The 15,012-nt window shown below is 70.5% G+C and carries 12 protein-coding genes and 1 tRNA gene; 9 read left to right on the forward strand and 4 right to left on the reverse strand.

Translation table 11 applies throughout. The features are described 5' to 3' along the window. Nucleotides 1–34: 34 nt before the first annotated feature. Nucleotides 35–1,216, forward strand: a complete 1,182-nt coding sequence (locus tag MYMAC_RS17185; RefSeq protein ID WP_095958860.1) for a glycosyltransferase family 2 protein — start codon at nucleotides 35–37, stop codon at nucleotides 1,214–1,216. A 19-nt stretch (nucleotides 1,217–1,235) separates the two neighbouring features. On the opposite strand, the gene MYMAC_RS17190 is transcribed toward MYMAC_RS17185, so the two are convergent. Next, nucleotides 1,236–2,084 carry a C40 family peptidase gene (locus MYMAC_RS17190; RefSeq protein ID WP_095958861.1) on the reverse strand — a complete coding sequence of 283 codons (849 nt, stop codon included), beginning with the start codon at nucleotides 2,082–2,084 and terminating at the stop codon, nucleotides 1,236–1,238. Nucleotides 2,085–2,218: 134 nt separating this feature from the next. On the opposite strand from MYMAC_RS17190, the gene MYMAC_RS17195 reads away from it, so the two are divergent. From MYMAC_RS17195 to MYMAC_RS17220, 6 genes are all read left to right on the forward strand, one after another. Then, entirely contained in the window at nucleotides 2,219–3,913 is a 1,695-nt protein-coding gene (locus tag MYMAC_RS17195) for a serine/threonine-protein kinase (protein ID WP_239989577.1), read from the forward strand. A 43-nt stretch (nucleotides 3,914–3,956) separates the two neighbouring features. After that, the gene (locus MYMAC_RS17200) at nucleotides 3,957–6,035 is read left to right on the forward strand and encodes an ATP-dependent helicase (RefSeq protein ID WP_095958863.1); all 2,079 of its coding nucleotides are present in this window, start codon (nucleotides 3,957–3,959) and stop codon (nucleotides 6,033–6,035) included. A gap of 90 nt (nucleotides 6,036–6,125) precedes the next feature. Next, complete coding sequence (locus tag MYMAC_RS17205; protein ID WP_013940028.1) at nucleotides 6,126–7,748, forward strand: Hsp70 family protein; 1,623 nt, start codon at nucleotides 6,126–6,128, stop codon at nucleotides 7,746–7,748. 8 nt (nucleotides 7,749–7,756) lie between these two features. Beyond that, complete coding sequence (locus tag MYMAC_RS17210) at nucleotides 7,757–8,182, forward strand: SCP2 sterol-binding domain-containing protein (RefSeq protein WP_095958864.1); 426 nt, start codon at nucleotides 7,757–7,759, stop codon at nucleotides 8,180–8,182. 12 nt (nucleotides 8,183–8,194) lie between these two features. After that, entirely contained in the window at nucleotides 8,195–8,464 is a 270-nt protein-coding gene (locus MYMAC_RS17215) for a hypothetical protein (protein ID WP_095958865.1), read from the forward strand. A 90-nt stretch (nucleotides 8,465–8,554) separates the two neighbouring features. Further along, nucleotides 8,555–8,626: transfer RNA gene (locus MYMAC_RS17220), tRNA-Val, on the forward strand. Nucleotides 8,627–8,781: 155 nt separating this feature from the next. Here the strand turns inward: MYMAC_RS17220 and MYMAC_RS17225 are convergent. Next, the gene (locus MYMAC_RS17225) at nucleotides 8,782–9,735 is read right to left on the reverse strand and encodes a TerC family protein (RefSeq protein WP_013940030.1); all 954 of its coding nucleotides are present in this window, start codon (nucleotides 9,733–9,735) and stop codon (nucleotides 8,782–8,784) included. A gap of 350 nt (nucleotides 9,736–10,085) precedes the next feature. Between MYMAC_RS17225 and MYMAC_RS17230 the strand changes: the two genes are divergently transcribed. Beyond that, nucleotides 10,086–11,183 (forward strand): superantigen-like protein SSL4, encoded by a 1,098-nt coding sequence (locus tag MYMAC_RS17230; protein ID WP_095958866.1) that lies wholly within the window; start codon nucleotides 10,086–10,088, stop codon nucleotides 11,181–11,183. Between the two features lie 265 nt (nucleotides 11,184–11,448). Beyond that, on the forward strand, nucleotides 11,449–13,056 hold the full coding sequence (locus MYMAC_RS17235) for a Rieske 2Fe-2S domain-containing protein (protein ID WP_095958867.1): 1,608 nt from the start codon (nucleotides 11,449–11,451) through the stop codon (nucleotides 13,054–13,056). A gap of 76 nt (nucleotides 13,057–13,132) precedes the next feature. Here the strand turns inward: MYMAC_RS17235 and MYMAC_RS17240 are convergent, their stop codons facing one another. Both MYMAC_RS17240 and MYMAC_RS17245 read right to left on the reverse strand, forming a co-directional pair. Next, nucleotides 13,133–13,870 carry a hypothetical protein gene (locus MYMAC_RS17240; protein ID WP_095958868.1) on the reverse strand — a complete coding sequence of 246 codons (738 nt, stop codon included), beginning with the start codon at nucleotides 13,868–13,870 and terminating at the stop codon, nucleotides 13,133–13,135. Then, nucleotides 13,867–15,006, reverse strand: coding sequence for a hypothetical protein (locus tag MYMAC_RS17245; RefSeq protein WP_095958869.1), 1,140 nt, complete (start codon nucleotides 15,004–15,006; stop codon nucleotides 13,867–13,869). The genes MYMAC_RS17240 and MYMAC_RS17245 overlap by 4 nt, the downstream gene beginning before the upstream one ends. Between the last annotated feature and the right edge of the window lie 6 nt (nucleotides 15,007–15,012).

Genomic DNA, 15,012 nt, shown 5'->3' on the forward strand with positions numbered 1-15,012 from the left:
GGTTCGAGGACTGGGTGCTTGGGAGGCAGGGTTGATGGCGGAGGTCTTCTTCTGGTGTGCCGTGCTGCTGCTCGCGCACACTTACTTTCTCTACCCCTTGAGTCTTTTCCTGCTCGAAGGGGCCGCGCAGGTGCTGAGGAACGCCCGGGACGTGCGGCGCGCGGAAACCGTGAATCAAGGGGCCAGTGGGCGGCGGGCGGTGCCCTCGGTGAGCCTGGTGGTGGCGGCCTACAACGAGGCGTCCTGCATCCAGCAGAAGCTGGAGAACAGCCTCGCGCTGGCGTACCCGGCGGAGAAGTTCGAGCTGCTCATCGGCTCGGACGGTTCGTCGGACGGCACGGATGACATCGTCCGGGCCTGCGCCGACGCGCGCGTGCGGCTGTCACCGGCGCCCCGCGCGGGCAAGACGACGGTGCTCAACCGCTGCATCCCCATGGCGCAGGGGGACATCGTCGTCCTCTCCGACGCCAACACGATGATCGAGCCCGAGGCCATCGAGCGGCTGGTGCGCCACTTCGAGGACCCGGAGGTGGGGGCCGTCTGCGGCAAGCTGCGGCTCTACAACCCCACGAAGCAGGACTACGAGGAGAGCGCGTACTGGAGCTACGAGTCGCTCATCAAGATGTACGAGGGGCGGCGCGGCGCGGTGGTGGGGGCCAACGGGGGCCTGTATGCCATCCGGCGTTCGCTGTTCACGCAGCTCCCGCCGTCCACCATCGTCGACGACTTCGTGATTCCGCTGCGCATCCTGGAGCAGGGCTACAAGGTCGTCTACGAAGAGCACGCGGTGGCGCACGAGGAGACCACGGAGGATTACGGCAAGGAGTTCGGCCGCCGGGCGCGCATCGCCGCGGGCAACTTCCAGAGCCTCCGCATGGTGCCCGGGCTGTTGCTGCCGACGGCGGGCTTCCCGGCCTTCGCCTTCTGGTCGCACAAGCTGCTGCGCTGGTGCGCCCCGGCGTTGATGGGGCTGGCGCTGGTGGCGAACCTGTTCCTGTTGGATCGGCTCTTCTACCAGTTCACCCTGTTCGGGCAGGCGCTGTTCTACGCGCTCGCGTACCTGGGGAAGACGGGCGTGCTGAAGCGGGGCACGGCGAAGAAGGCCGCGTCGGTGGCGTACTACTTCGTGACCATGAACCTGGCCATCGTCGTGGGCTTCTGGCGCTTCCTGCGCAACTCGCAGCGCGCCGCGTGGGACCGCACGGCGCGCGCCTAGTGGCGCATCCGGAGGCCCGTCACCGCAGCGCCACGGGGACGGGCTTCCTCGCCTTGGGGCTGGCGGGCAGCACGCTGCCGTAGCCTCCGAAGAGCTGCCCGGTAAGGACGGGGGCGCGGTTGGGGCCCGGGTGCCGGAGCATGTCGTTGAGGACCTCGCCCGTCTTCGGGTCTCTCCGAAGGTTCGGGCGCTCCAGGTTCATGCGGTAGCGCGCGACGCCCCGGCGCACGCGGTGGATGACGGTGACGGTGCCGCTGGCGCTCACGCTCTCCACGATGCCCACGTGGGTGAGGCCGTCGTTGCGGCGGCCGTCGCGGTTCTGGTCATACGTCTCGTTGAAGAAGACGAGGTCTCCCGGCGTGGGCCGCTCCTCCGTGTACACGCGGCCTCGCGCGCGGGCGAAGCGGTACATGGCGGTGACGCCGTTGTCGCCGGGCTGGACGGTGCCGCGGAAGGTGACTCCGGCCTGGGCGTAGACGCCCACGATGAGCCCCGTGCAGTCGGACGGATACTTCCGGCCATTGAGGTTGACCTGCGTCTTGCCCACCAGCGAGCGCGCCGTGGTCAGGACCTTCGCGCGCGCATCCCCGGACACGGAGGCCGTGCGCGAGGCGCGGGCGGGCGTCGCGCGGGACTTGCCCCTGGCGGCCTTGGCCGGGCGGGCGGCCACCGGGGCGGGGCGCTTCGGGGTGTCCCCGCGCTTCGCCGTGGCCACCGGCTTGGACAGGGGCTCGCGGGGGAATGCGGGCGGGGAGGCGGACTGGTAGCGCAGGGTGTACGAATCCAGCCAGGGCTCCAGCGGCGCGCCCGTGGTGGCGCAGCCTGTCGCCAGCGTGGCCAGGATTCCCATCAGCGTGACTGTCCTCATGGCGCGACCTCCCTGTAGCGTCCTGGGGCACATGGTCCGCCCGGGAAGGTGTGTCGTCAAAAAACCTACCCAGGCAACCGTCCATGGGCGCTCGGGTTTCCGGGTGGGCGCGGGTGCGGTATTGCTCCAGGGACATGGCCTCCCTTCGCCGAGCCCTCGCCGTCCTGTTGCTGGCCACTGGCTGCATTCCCTCGCCGTATGACCGGGCGGCGAAGGTGGACACCATCGACGGCTACCGCGCCTTCCTCCGCGAGTACCCCACGCACCCGGACACGGACGCGGCCGAGGCGCGGCTGGAGGAGCTGGAGTTCCAGGAGGCGAAGCGCCTGCACACGGTGATTGCCTACAAGCGCTTCCTGGAGGCGTACCCCGACGCGGCCCAGGCGCGCACGGCGAAGACGCTGCTGGAGGGCCTGCGCTTCAACGGGGCGAAGGAGACGGACACGGTGGCCGGCTGGCGCCAGTTCCTCCAGGAGCACCCGGACGGCGTGCAGCGCGACGAGGCGAGGCGCCTCCTGGCGGAGGCGGAGGCGCGCGAGCTGGCCGCGACGGAGGACCCCCGCAAGCTGGCGGAGTACCTGCGCGCTTCGCCGGATGATCCCCGCCGCCTGGATGTGGAGTCCCGCCTGGACGCCCAGGCCTTCGCGGAGGCCAAGGCCTCCGGCGCGGCGAAGCTCTTCGCGTACCTCAAGGACCACCCGGCCGGCGCGCACCGTGAGGCGGCGCGCGTCCTGCTGCTGGAGCTGGAGGTGGAGGGCCTGCTCGTCTCCGGCCTGGTGGACGAGGCCGAGGCCCGGGTGAAGGCCCATCCCCTGGGCCCGAAGCTGACGGCGTTCCCGGCCCGGCTGGAGCACGCCCGCGCCGAGCGCGCCGCCCTGGCCCGGCCAGAGCCCGCGGCCCAGGCCGCCCACGTGGGGCACTACCTGCGCGGCATGGAGGACCTGAACCGCGCGCTGGTGGCGCCCGATCCGCTGGACCGGTGGCAGGCCGCGGAGGAGCTGGGGCAGCACGTGTCGGTGCGCGTGTTGGATCCGCTGCTGGAGAGCCTCCGCGCGGCGCGCAACCCGTTGATCCGCCAGCACGCCCTGGAGTCGCTGCGCACGGTGCTGACCGCGCTGCCCGGGCCGGTGGCGGAGTACGAGGTGTATTCGCGGCTGGACGCCCTGCGGGAGCGCGCCACCAGCGCGGAGCTGTACCTCACGGTGGCGGTGCTGTTGGACTTGTCCGGGCAGCTCGCCCAGGCGTCCACGGAGTACCAGCGCGCCGCCGAGTCCGGCGTACCGGATCCGGTCATCCTGCGGCGCTGGGTGCAGATCCGCGAGGAGCGGCGCCAGCACTTCTCCGCGGCGGTGGCGGCGCGGCAGCTCGCGCTGTGGTCCCTGGACGTGGCCCAGCAGGAGCGGGTGACGCCGGAGGGCCGGGTGCCGCTGGCGTCGGCGCGGCAGCTCTGCGCGGCGGCCGTCAACGCGCGCTTCGCGGTGGAGGCCATTGCCCGCGCCCGGGCCGCGAGCACCGAGTTCCCCGAGGACCTGGCGGAGTTCGAGCGCAAGGCCGTGGACGCCAGGCGGCTGGCGGACGCGCGGCTGGCGGACGCGGAGCTGCTGCTGCGCGAGCAGACGCCCGGCGTGAGGACGTGCGCGGACCGGGGCGTGCGCGAGCGGCTGGAGCACGCCGTGAAGGAGCGCACCGCCGCGCTGGACGCGGTGATGACGAAGCTGCCGCGGCAGGTGGGCCGGCTGCTCCTGGAGGTGGCCCAAAAGCGGGACCCCTCGCCCCAGGTCCGCGCGGCCGCGTCCGCCCGGTTGACCGCGCAGAAGCCGGCGCCCTGATCCGGGTGTCCCGGGGCGCCGGGCCGGTTAGAGTCCGCGCCCCATGGCCTCCCGCCCCGACACGCTCCAGGCTCCGGCCGCGCGGCCCTCGCCGCGGATCGACTACGCCGCGCTCCTCAACGAGGAGCAGCTGCGGGCGGTGGAGGCGGGGGAGGGGCCGGTGCTAGTGATCGCCGGCGCGGGCTCCGGCAAGACGCGCACGCTGACCTTCCGGGTGGCGCGCATGCTGGAGCGGGGCGTGCCGCCCCAGGGCATCCTCCTGCTCACCTTCACCAACAAGGCGGCCCGGGAGATGACCCGCCGGGTGGAGGCGCTGGCCGGCGGCTTCGTGGACGTGCGGCGCATCCTCGGGGGCACCTTCCACCACGCCGCGCACCTGCTGCTGCGCCAGTACGCGGGCGTGCTGCGCTTCTCCACGAACTTCACCGTGCTGGACCGCGAGGACGCGCGCGACTTGATGGTGACGTGCATCGCCGAGCGCCGGCTCAAGAGCGACAAGCGCTTCCCCCGGCCGGACCTGGTGCTGGACCTGGTGTCCCTGGCGGCCAACCTCCAGCAGCCCGTGTCGCACGTGCTGATGGACCGCCGGCCGGAGCTGCTGCCGCTGGCGCCCGAGGTGCTCGCCGCCGCCGCGCGCTTCCAGCAGCGCAAGGCGCAGCTGCACCTGATGGACTTCGACGACCTGCTGGTGCACCTCAAGCGCCTGCTGACGCACCACCCGGAGGTGCGGGCGGAGCTCACCGAGCGCTTCCGCTGCGTGCTGGTGGACGAGTACCAGGACACCAACCGGCTCCAGGGCGACCTGGTGGACCTGCTCGCCGGGGAGCGGAAGGACCTCACGGTGGTGGGGGACGACTGCCAGTCCATCTACGGCTTCCGGGGCGCCGACTTCACCAACATCATCGGCTTCCCGGAGCGCTACCCGGGCTGCTCCGTCCACGCGCTGACGCGGAACTACCGCTCCACGCCGGAGATCCTCCGGCTGGCCAACGTCTCCATCGCCCTCAACACGAACCAGTTCCCCAAGGTGCTGACGGCGGCCCGCGAGCCCGGCGTCAAGCCGCTGGTGGTCTCCGCCCTGGACGCCGCGGAGCAGGCGGCCTACGTGGCCCAGCGCGTCGGGGAGCTGCGGGAGCAGGGCCTGTCCCTGGAGGCCATGGCGGTGCTGTACCGGGCCCACAGCCACTCCCTGGAGCTCCAGCTCGAGTTGACCCGGCGCGGCATCCCCTTCCGGGTGCGCTCCGGCGTCCGCTTCTTCGAGCAGACCCACATCAAGGACGTGCTGGCCCACCTCCGGCTGGTGAACAACCCCGGGGACGAGCTGGCCTTCAAGCGCGTCATCCGGCGCGTCCCAGGCGTGGGACCCGCGACGGCGGAGCACCTCTGGACGGCCCTGCGGGCGCTCCCGGAGGGCACGGCCCTGGCGGAGGGGCTGGCCCACGAGGACGTGCGCGCGCACCTGCCGCGCAAGGCCCGGGAGGCGTTCCAGGCCTTTGGCGACCTGATGGGGCGGCTGACGCGGCCGGAGGCGGCCCGGGCGCCGGGGCGCCTCATCGAGGAGGTGCTGGCCGGGGGCTACGCCGAGTCTTTGAAGGCGGAGTCCGCCGAGGAGGCGCACTGGGACGAGGACGTCCGGCAGCTCGCGGAGTTCGCCGGCCGCTTCGAGGACGTGGCGCGCTTCCTGTCGGAGATCGCCCTGGTGTCGGAGTTCGCGGCGGGGGAGGCCCTGGGGGAGGAGGCTCCGGACGCGTTCCTGACGCTGACCACCGTCCACCAGGCCAAGGGGCTGGAATGGCGCGCCGTCTTCGTCCTCTGGCTGGCGGACGGCCGGTTTCCGCTGTCGCGGGCCACCCGCCTGCCCGAGGAGGAGGAAGAGGAGCGGCGCCTGTTCTACGTGGCCCTGACCCGGGCGCGGGACGCGCTGGCGCTGGTGTACCCCCAGTCGGTGCTGCCCCGGGACGGGGAGCGGATCCTCCTGCGGCCGTCCCGGTTCCTCCAGGAACTGCCCGGCGGGGAGGACGCACCGTTCGAGCGGTGCGTCCTGTCCACCCTGGAGGCGGAGCCCGAGGCGGCCGTGGGGCAGGATGGGCCCCCTCCGGGTGGAACGGACCCGGTGGACTGACACCGTCGCCCAGAAACGCGCACTCTCGGGCGCGACGTGATAGACAGTGGAGTCAGGGGCGGCGCCTTCCGGCACGGGCCCCCTCACTTCATGGCGGACAGACCTCGCATCATCGGGATTGACCTGGGCACCACCAACACGCTGGTGGCGTCCGTCCGCAACCGCATCCCGAAGATCGTCCCCACCGATCGCGGCAACCTCACGCTGCCCTCCGTCGTGGCGCTGTCGGCGCGCGGCGACCTGTTGGTGGGCGGGGTGGCCAAGGATCAGATGGTCACCAACCCCAAGAACACGCTCTGGGGGACCAAGCGGCTCATCGGGCGGAAGTTCAACTCCAAGTCGGTGGACGACCTCCGCGGTTACTTCCCCTACGACATCGTCGAGGGCGCCAACGGTGACGCCGCGGTGATGATGGGCGGCAAGCTGTACTCGCTGCCCCAGGTGTCCAGCTTCGTGCTGGGCCAGGTGAAGACCATCGCGGAGCAGTTCCTGGGCGGCCCCATCGAAGGGGCGGTCATCTCCGTCCCGGCCTACTACAACGACAACCAGCGCAACGCGGTGAAGGAGGCCGGCCGGCTGGCGGGCTTCGACGTGAAGCGCATCGTCAACGAGCCCACCGCCGCGGCGCTGGCCTACGGCTTCAACCGGGGGCTGGACCAGAAGGTCCTCGTCTACGACCTGGGCGGCGGCACCTTCGACGTGTCCGTGCTGCACCTGGCCGGCAACGTCTTCGAGGTGCTGGCCACCGGCGGCGACACCTTCCTGGGCGGCGCGGACTTCGACAACCGCATCATGGAGTACGTGCTGGAGCGCTTCCGGGAGGAGACCAAGGTCGACCTCGGCACGGAGAACCCCATCGCGCTCCAGCGCATCAAGAACGCGGCGGAGGCGGCGAAGATCGACCTCACGCTGATCCCCAACGTCGTCATCGACCTGCCCTTCATCGACGAGCGCAAGGGCAAGCCGTTGGATCTGCGCATCCCCCTGACGCGCGAGTTCCTCAACAGCCTCACCGGCGACCTGGTGGACCGCACCTTCGAGATCTGCGACCGCGTGCTGGAGGAGAAGGGCATCTCCCGCGCGGAGATCGACGAGATCATCCTGGTGGGCGGCCAGAGCCGCATGCCGCTGGTGCAGCAGAAGATTCAAGCGCACTTCGGCAAGGCGCCGCGCAAGGGCGTCCACCCGGACGAGTGCGTGGCCCTGGGCGCGGCCCTGCTGGGTGACTCGCTGGGCAGCATCGACGCGGTGACGCTGCTGGACGCGCTGTCCATGCCCATTGGCTACGCGATGCCCAACGGCCGCGTGAAGCGCATCATCGAGAAGAACTCGCTGATTCCCATGGTGAAGAGCTTCCGCCTGCCTCCGCCGAAGGAGCCGGGCTCGCCCTTCATCGAGCTGGACATCTACCAGGGGGACAGCGACCTGCTGGTGGACAACGAGTACCTGGGCACGGTGCGCGTGCCCTCGGCCGCCGCCGGCCGGAAGATTGACTTCCGCCTCACCGAGGAGTGCCTGCTCCAGGTGACGGTGGAGGATGCGAGCGGCATGCGCAAGGTGGACCTCGCCACCCGCGACACGCCGGAGCAGCTCAAGCGGGCGCTCCAGGAGGTCGCGTCGCGCCAACCACAGCAGGTGCCCAGCTCCAGCAGCAGCGGGAGCGACGACCGGGGGCTCTTCTCCAGCATCAAGAGCATCTTCCGGAGGGGCTAGGAGTCCAGATGACGAAGTTCCCGTCGAAGGAGTGGGTGGACGAGGCCGTCCGCCTCACCAATGAGGATCCCGAGTGCGCCATGGCCGGCAAGGGCTGGAAGGGCGACTTCGGGGCGGTGGTGGAGGCCGAGCCCGGCAAGCTGGCGAAGGCGTTCGTGGTGCACGTGGTCCCCGGGGACTGCCGCATCGAGAAGGCGCGCGTCCTGGCGGATCCAGACGACCTGGATGAGCTGGAGCCGGTGTACCTGGCCCGGGCGCCGTACAGCGTCTGGAAGCAGCTCCTGAAGGGGACGCTGGACCCGGTGGAGGCGGTGCTCAAGCGCCGCATCTCCATGAAGGGGGACTTGCAGCCCCTCATCGAGCGCATGAAGTACAAGGGCATCGCGGACCGCGTCTTCGCGCAGCTCCAGACGCAGTTCATCGACGAGCCCTGAGCGGGGGACCCCATGGGAATCGCGGACGACCTGAAGAAGCAGGCCCTGAACGTGTCGGGCAAGGCCATGGAGAAGCTCATGGCCGATGACCGGCGCGCCATGGCCATCGCCAACGCCATCGGGAAGGCCCAGCGCGGCAAGCAGGCGCTCGACCGGGGGCAGGAAGAGCTGTTGAAGGCGCTGAACTTCGCGCCCCGCAGCGAGTTCAAGGCCGTGGGCAAGCAGCTCTCCGGCCTGAAGCGCCGGCTGCGCGAGCTCGATGAGAAGCTCGGCGCGCTGTAGTCGAAAATGCGTTGACACCTGAGCGGGCGGATGGCATCTACACCCGCGTTCGCCGCCGGCAACACCGGCGGCGGGCAGCAGACAGCAGAAGGGCGTATAGCTCAGCGGTAGAGCACTGCCTTCACACGGCAGGGGTCGCAGGTTCAAACCCTGCTGCGCCCACTCAAGAAAGGCCGTGAGTCCGAATCAGGACTCACGGCCTTTCTGCTTTGCGGGCTCGCGCCGCCGCGGCCCTCCGTCACGCGTCCGGACATGAGAAGGCCCACCCCGCGAGCGTCGCGGAGTGGGCCGGGGAACGGCGCGGGGCTTCGTGTGGCTCAGACCTTGGGCGTCTCCACGGTGGGCGTGTGGCGCGCCTTGAAGAGCGACACGGCGATGCTCCCGCCCAGCAGGGTGGCGATGACGACCAGGGACACCGAGGGTGGCACCTTCACGTAGTCGATGAGGGCCATCTTCGCGCCCACGAAGACGAGCACCGCGGACAGGCCCACCTTCAGGAAGCTGAACTTCTCCACCGCGCCGGCCAGCATGAAGAACATGGAGCGCAGGCCGAGGATGGCGAAGATGTTGGACGTGAAGACGATGAAGGGGTCCGTCGTCACGGCGAAGATGGCGGGGATGGAGTCGAGCGCGAAGAGGATGTCCGACGCCTCCACCAGCAGCAGCGCCATCAGCAGCGGCGTGGCCAGCTTGCGGCCGTTCTCCACGGTGAAGAAGTGGTGCCCGTCGAAGTTGGGCGTGGAGGGGATGGTCCGCCGGGCCAGCCGCATCAGCGCGCCGTCCTCCGGGTTGTCCTCCTTGTTGCGCTGGAGGAACAGCTTCACGCCCGTGAGGATGAGGAAGCCGCCGAAGACGTAGATGAGCCAGTGGAAGCGGGCCAGCATGGCCACGCCCGCGAAGATCATGATGGCCCGCAGCACCAGCGCGCTGAGGATGCCCCAGAAGAGGACCCGGTGCTGGTACAGCGAGGGGATGCGCAGCGCCGAGAAGATGACGACGAAGACGAAGATGTTGTCGACGGAGAGCGACTTCTCGATGAGGTAGCCGGTGATGAACTGGAGGCCGGGCTCGGGCCCGAACTTCCACCAGACACCCGCGCCGAAGACGAGCGCCAGGCTGACCCACACCGCGCTCCAGCCCAGGGCTTCCTTGAACTTCACCACATGGGCTTTGCGGTGGAAGACGCCGAGGTCGAGCGCCAGCATCGCGATCACGAAGGCGATGAAGCCGGCCCACAGGCCCGGACTACCGACGCTTGGGATGGTTTCCATATGGGGGCGTCAGATAAGAGTCACCCCAGGCTTCTACAAATAGGAATTCCAGTTGAACTCCTTTGAGAAAACCGAAGGTTCCTCGCGAAATGCGTCCGTGCTCCCCCTGTAGGACAGGGGGCATACGGGCAGTCAAAAACATCCCAATTGTTTGGGAAGTGGTCCTGAAGGCGACGGGTTTGGAACCCGTCCGGTTGGAAAATTCAGTCACGGGGCTATGAGAGCCACCCGGCGTCGCCGTCCCTGAGGGCCATTACCCCCTCCCGACGGAGCGACGCGGCGAATCCGCACCAGGCGATAGGCGCCTGGGGACTCGTCACGCTCATGCCTCAAGCAGTAAGGACGCTATTTTGACTCGGAATCGCTTTCTGTCCTCGACGTGTGGCGCTCTCTTCGCTCTGGCCGCCATCACCGGCTGCGGAGATGATGTTGGCAACGGGGATTCCAATACGCCAGGGCGGACCGAGACCCCCGGCCAGTCCCCGCAGGCGCCTGCTCCCTCTCCGTCCGAGCAGACGCCTGGGGCGCAGACCCCGGGCACGCAGGAGCCTGGGGACGCCGACACGTCGCCGGATGACGAGCCGGTCGCCACCACGCCGCCGGGCGGGCCCTCGACGACTCCCGAGGCGCCGTCCATCGACGAGCCCGAGCAGCCTGTCCAGGCGGACACGGACAAGTTCGGCGTGACGATGCTCCACCCGACGCTGTCGGGCGGCGAGCAGTGGTTCCTGGCCGACGACGCCACGTCCGACAGCCGCTTCGATCCGAAGGAGGACATCACGCGCAACTCGGACGGCTCCTGGAACATCAAGAGCAGCAAGGTGCGCATGTCCGTCTTCACGTCGACGGGCTACAAGCCGAACGAGATCGCCACGTATGACCGTGAGGTGCTCGCCAGCCGTGGCTACATGCAGTCGCCGAACGACTGGAAGAACGTCGAGATGACGGGCTTCATGAAGCTGAACGGCGCGTCCGATGAGTCGGACAACTTCGACCTGTACGCGCGTGGCGGCCGGCACAACGACGACAACGAGGGCTGCGAGGGCAGCAGCTACAAGGGCGCGCTGCACTTCGACGGCCGGGCCCGCTTCCAGAAGGAGACGTGGCACGTCTCCTATGAGCCGGGGCCCTACAAGGAGGCCACCGAGCCGCTGATGGGCCGCTGGGTGGGCTTCAAGGCGGTGATGCGGAACACCCAGGTCAACGGCGAGGAGGCCGTGCACCTGGAGCTGTACCTCAACGACAACGCCGACAAGGTCTCCTGGGAGAAGGTCTACGACTTCGTGGACGCGGGTGACTGGGGCGGTGACGCCGAGCACTGCGGCGGCGCCGTCGGCGCCATGCCCATCACCTGGGGTGGCCCCATCGCCACGTTCCGTTGGGACAGCACCGAGGACGTGGACTTCAAGTGGCTGTCGGTTCGCGAAATCGCGCCGGAGCAGCCCTGAGCCACTGACACCCGGCGCGCCCGCTGATGGGGGGCGCGCCTGAAGGGACGTTCGCAGTCCCACGAGGGCGTGGGGGACCGGAAGCGAGGTCCTCCGCGCCCTTCGTGCGTCCATGGACGGGAAGGTCCACCTCCCGGGCGGGTGGCGGGTGTGGCTCTGGCCGCCCCACCTTGCGGGCGCCGACGCGCCAGCCAGCCGCCGGCAGCCCTGTGTCGGGGCTCGGCGCTCAGGCCGGCCCACTGGCTGTCAGAGAGGAAGACTTCCCATGCACATAACTTTCCTGGGCCACGCCGGGTTCGTCGTGGAGACGGCGGGGGCCATCGTCGTGATGGACCCGTGGCTGTCGCCCCGAGGGGCATTCGACTCGGCGTGGATGCAGTTGCCGTGCAACCACCACCTGGCGCCGCTCGTGCGCGAGAAGCTGGAGACGCCGGGCAAGGAGCGCTACCTCTACGTCAGCCACGAGCACAAGGACCACTTCGACCCGGAGTTCCTGGCCACGGTGCGGCAGCGCGACTTCACGGTGCTGGTGCCGCGCTTCCACCGCTCCGAGCTGCAGGACGTGTTCGGCAAGTACGGCTGCAAGCGCGTCATCGCCTGCGAGGATGGCCACGAGGTCCCCATCAAGGGCGGCTACGTGAAGCTGTTCGTGTCGGAGCAGGGGACCAACCGCGACTCCGCGGTGATGGTGCGCGGGGATGGGCAGTGCTTCCTCAACATCAACGACTGCAAGCTCCATGACCGCATGGTGCGCATCGTCGCGGAGGAGGGGCCCATCGACGTGTTCTCCGCGCAGTTCTCCGGGGCCATCTGGCACCCCACCTGCTACGAGTACGCGCCGGACACGTACGCGGCCATCTCGCTGAAGAAGCGGGAGAGCAAGTTCGAGGCGGTGGCCCGCACGCTGGAGGTGATTCAGCCGCGCGCGTACATCGCGGCGGCCGGGCCCGCGGCCTTCCTGGACCCGGCGCAGTTCCACCTCAACTTCGAGGCGGTGAACATCTTCCCGAACGCGACGCAGCTCTTCGCCTTCCTGAAGCAGCGCCTGCCGCGGGGGACGGCCCGCTACCTGGAGCCCATGCCCGGGGACGTGCTGGACGCGAAGTCGCTGGAGTACGTGTCGCAGGTGGCCGAGCGGGTGACGCCGGAGAACCTCAGGGACTACCTGCACGACTACGCGAAGCGGCAGGAGTCCGTGTTCCGCGGGCGCCGGCGCAACCTGCTCGTCGCGGAGGTGCGGGAGATTCACGAGCGGCTGCGCACGGAGCTGCAGCGCAAGCTGGACCTCCTGGACCTGCACGAGCGCGTGGGCATGCCGCTCTACGTGGAGCTGACGGAGCTCCCGGAGCAGCTCCTCCGCGTGGACTTCAAGGCGCGGCGCGTGCACGTGGTGGCGAACATCCAGGAGGAGGTCCGCTACACGCTGAAGACGAGCGCGGCGGACGTGGGCCGCGTGTTGGACCGCAAGCTCACGTGGGAGGACTTCCTGCTGTCCTTCCGCCTGCGCCTGAGCCGCAACCCGGACGTGTACGAGCCGGTGCTGCACGGCTTCCTGGGCGTGGAGATCGAGGACATGCGCGAGTTCTGCGAGGGCATCCGCTCCACGGAGTCCCAGCGCGAGCGCACGGTGGTGGAGGCCGGCGGACGGCGCTTCTCCATCCAGCGCTTCTGTCCCCACCAGGGCGCGGACCTCTCCGAGGGCTGGGTGGAGGAAGGGCGCTACCTGGTCTGCCCGCGCCACCGCTGGCAGTTCGACCTGGAGGCGGGGGGCGTGTGCACGCAGAACACGTCCACGCTCTGCGCGGAGCTGCTGCCCGAGCGTGAGCAGGAGAAGCCCCAGACGCCGGCGACGGACCCGCAGCCGCGGCTTTGATGCCGGGGGCCCCTGGGCGCCGCGCGGGCCGCGCTGGCGCTCGGGGGCGCACGCGGCCGTCAGCGCGCCGAGCGCCTCAGCGTGACGGCTCCAGGAGCTGGAGCCTCAGGCGCACGTTGTCCGAGCGCAGGCCCACCGGCGCCTCCGCGGCGAGCGCCTCCTCGGGCAGCACGCCCCTCCAGGCCAGCGTGTCATCCGCCCAGACGCGCAGCGTCCTGCCGTCCACCTCGGCGCGCAGCAGGTGGGGGACGCCCGGCGCGGGCGCGTCGACCCGTACCTGCTGTTCGGGCCGCAGGATGACGTAGCCGCGGTTGCCGCACTCGCGGCTGGTGTGCTGTCCCGGGTTGCGCTTGAAGTTGACGACGATGCCCGGCCTGGGCGTCAGCCGCCACATCGCGTACAGCACGTTGCACGCATCCGCCGCGAAGAGCTTGAGGCCCACCTGCTGGCGCTGCGCTCCGGAGGCCAGGGCCACCTGGCGCTGCGTGGGGCCCAGGAGCGTGAAGCGGAGCGCCACGCGGCTCGTCGTGCTGCCGGGGATGACGGCGCGCAGGCGCGGCCCGTCGACGAGGAGCTGCTCGCCAGGGCCGGGCTCCAGCGTGCCTTCGGTGACCTGCAAGCGGGACAGGGGAACAGGTGTCAGCATGGGGCCGCCTTTCTTCCGTGACGCCCGCGCGCGGCGCGGCGCACCGCGTTCCACCGGTGCGAGCCGTGGCGCCGCGCCGCCATCCGGTGCGCCGTCCGCCGGGCTCGCGCCGGGGCTCAGCAGCAGGGCCAGGACGCCGCAGCCCCACAGCGCGCGGCGCGGCGTCATGGCGCTCCGGCGCCCAGGAAGGACTGGAGCGACTCCACGTGGGCGCGCAGGTAGGCCTGCTCCGCGCGCAGGCGGGCCAGCTCCATCATCACGTACCCGCGGAAGCGGCGAATCTCCCGCGTCTGGAGCGCGTCCATGGACTGGAGCTGGGCCTCCAGGTCCGACACCAGGGTGGACACCTCCTGGAGCCGGCCCTCCTCGGTGCGCTGGGTGGCGCGCAGCCCCGCGACCAGCTCGTTGATGCGTTGAGGCACGCCGGACACGTCGTCGAGCGTGGCGCGGCGGCGGCCCTCGCGCGCGCGTGCGTTGGCCGAGCCCTGCCACAGGTGCCCCAGGTTGTAGGCCAGGGTGACCTGGCCGAAGAGGGGCAGGTCCTGGTCGACGTCGATGAGCCTGTCGTACCCACCGCGCAGGTTCAGCCGCCAGGCCCGTGCGCGGCGCAGCGCGCCGTTGTGTTCCTCGAGCTGGTCATCCGCGGCCCGGAGCTCGTTCAAGACGCTCTCCAGGCGCGCGCCGGGCAGGAGGCGGGGCCGGGCCGCCAGCCGCTCACGCGCGAGCTTCGTGCTGGTGGCGAGCTGGCGCAGCCCGTCCAGCCGCACCTGCACCGCGTTGAGCTCCTCCAGCGTCACCTGGCCCTGCTTCATGTCGTTGCGCAGGGAGGTGAGCAGCGCCTCGGCCTGGGGCAGGGCCTCCTCCAGGACGCGGGCGCGGGCCTCCAGCGCGGCCTCCTCGCCCAGCCCGTTGCCCTGGCGGATGGCGGACTCCAGCACCGTCAGCGCGCGTTGCCTGCGGCAGTCGGCCTCCGCGCGCTGGCGGAGGGCCCGGCCGCGGTAGATGCCCACGACGTCGTACATCAGGCCCGCGGTGATGCGAGGGGTGGGCTCGCCCAGCGGCGTGGTGCCGGCGCCGCCGCTGGCCTCGCCCGCGTTGACCACGCCGAAGGCGCCGAAAAGCTCCGGCGCCAGCTCCAGCGCGGCCTCCGCGCCGCCCACGCCGCGCACGAAGTCGCAGTAGCCGGCGGCCCGGTCCTCGCTGGACGGTGAGGTGAGCTCCCCCGCGGGAGGAGGCGCCGGCTGGGCCAACGCCAGCCGCGCGGCGAGTGACAGCAATGCGCCACAAGTGACGGTCATCCGCATGGTCGA

It is taken from the genome of Corallococcus macrosporus DSM 14697 (assembly GCF_002305895.1).
GTDB lineage: Bacteria > Myxococcota > Myxococcia > Myxococcales > Myxococcaceae > Myxococcus > Myxococcus macrosporus.

Excerpts from the sequence above, each read along its gene's own strand:
- MYMAC_RS17185 (WP_095958860.1), top strand. The coding sequence starts at position 35 with ATGGCGGAGGTCTTCTTCTGGTGTGCCGTGCTGCTGCTCGCGCACACT.
- MYMAC_RS17190 (WP_095958861.1), bottom strand. The coding sequence starts at position 2,084 with ATGAGGACAGTCACGCTGATGGGAATCCTGGCCACGCTGGCGACAGGC.
- MYMAC_RS17195 (WP_239989577.1), top strand. The coding sequence starts at position 2,219 with ATGGCCTCCCTTCGCCGAGCCCTCGCCGTCCTGTTGCTGGCCACTGGC.
- MYMAC_RS17200 (WP_095958863.1), top strand. The coding sequence starts at position 3,957 with ATGGCCTCCCGCCCCGACACGCTCCAGGCTCCGGCCGCGCGGCCCTCG.
- MYMAC_RS17205 (WP_013940028.1), top strand. The coding sequence starts at position 6,126 with ATGGCGGACAGACCTCGCATCATCGGGATTGACCTGGGCACCACCAAC.
- MYMAC_RS17210 (WP_095958864.1), top strand. The coding sequence starts at position 7,757 with ATGACGAAGTTCCCGTCGAAGGAGTGGGTGGACGAGGCCGTCCGCCTC.
- MYMAC_RS17215 (WP_095958865.1), top strand. The coding sequence starts at position 8,195 with ATGGGAATCGCGGACGACCTGAAGAAGCAGGCCCTGAACGTGTCGGGC.
- MYMAC_RS17225 (WP_013940030.1), bottom strand. The coding sequence starts at position 9,735 with ATGGAAACCATCCCAAGCGTCGGTAGTCCGGGCCTGTGGGCCGGCTTC.
- MYMAC_RS17235 (WP_095958867.1), top strand. The coding sequence starts at position 11,449 with ATGCACATAACTTTCCTGGGCCACGCCGGGTTCGTCGTGGAGACGGCG.
- MYMAC_RS17240 (WP_095958868.1), bottom strand. The coding sequence starts at position 13,870 with ATGACGCCGCGCCGCGCGCTGTGGGGCTGCGGCGTCCTGGCCCTGCTG.
- MYMAC_RS17245 (WP_095958869.1), bottom strand. The coding sequence starts at position 15,006 with ATGCGGATGACCGTCACTTGTGGCGCATTGCTGTCACTCGCCGCGCGG.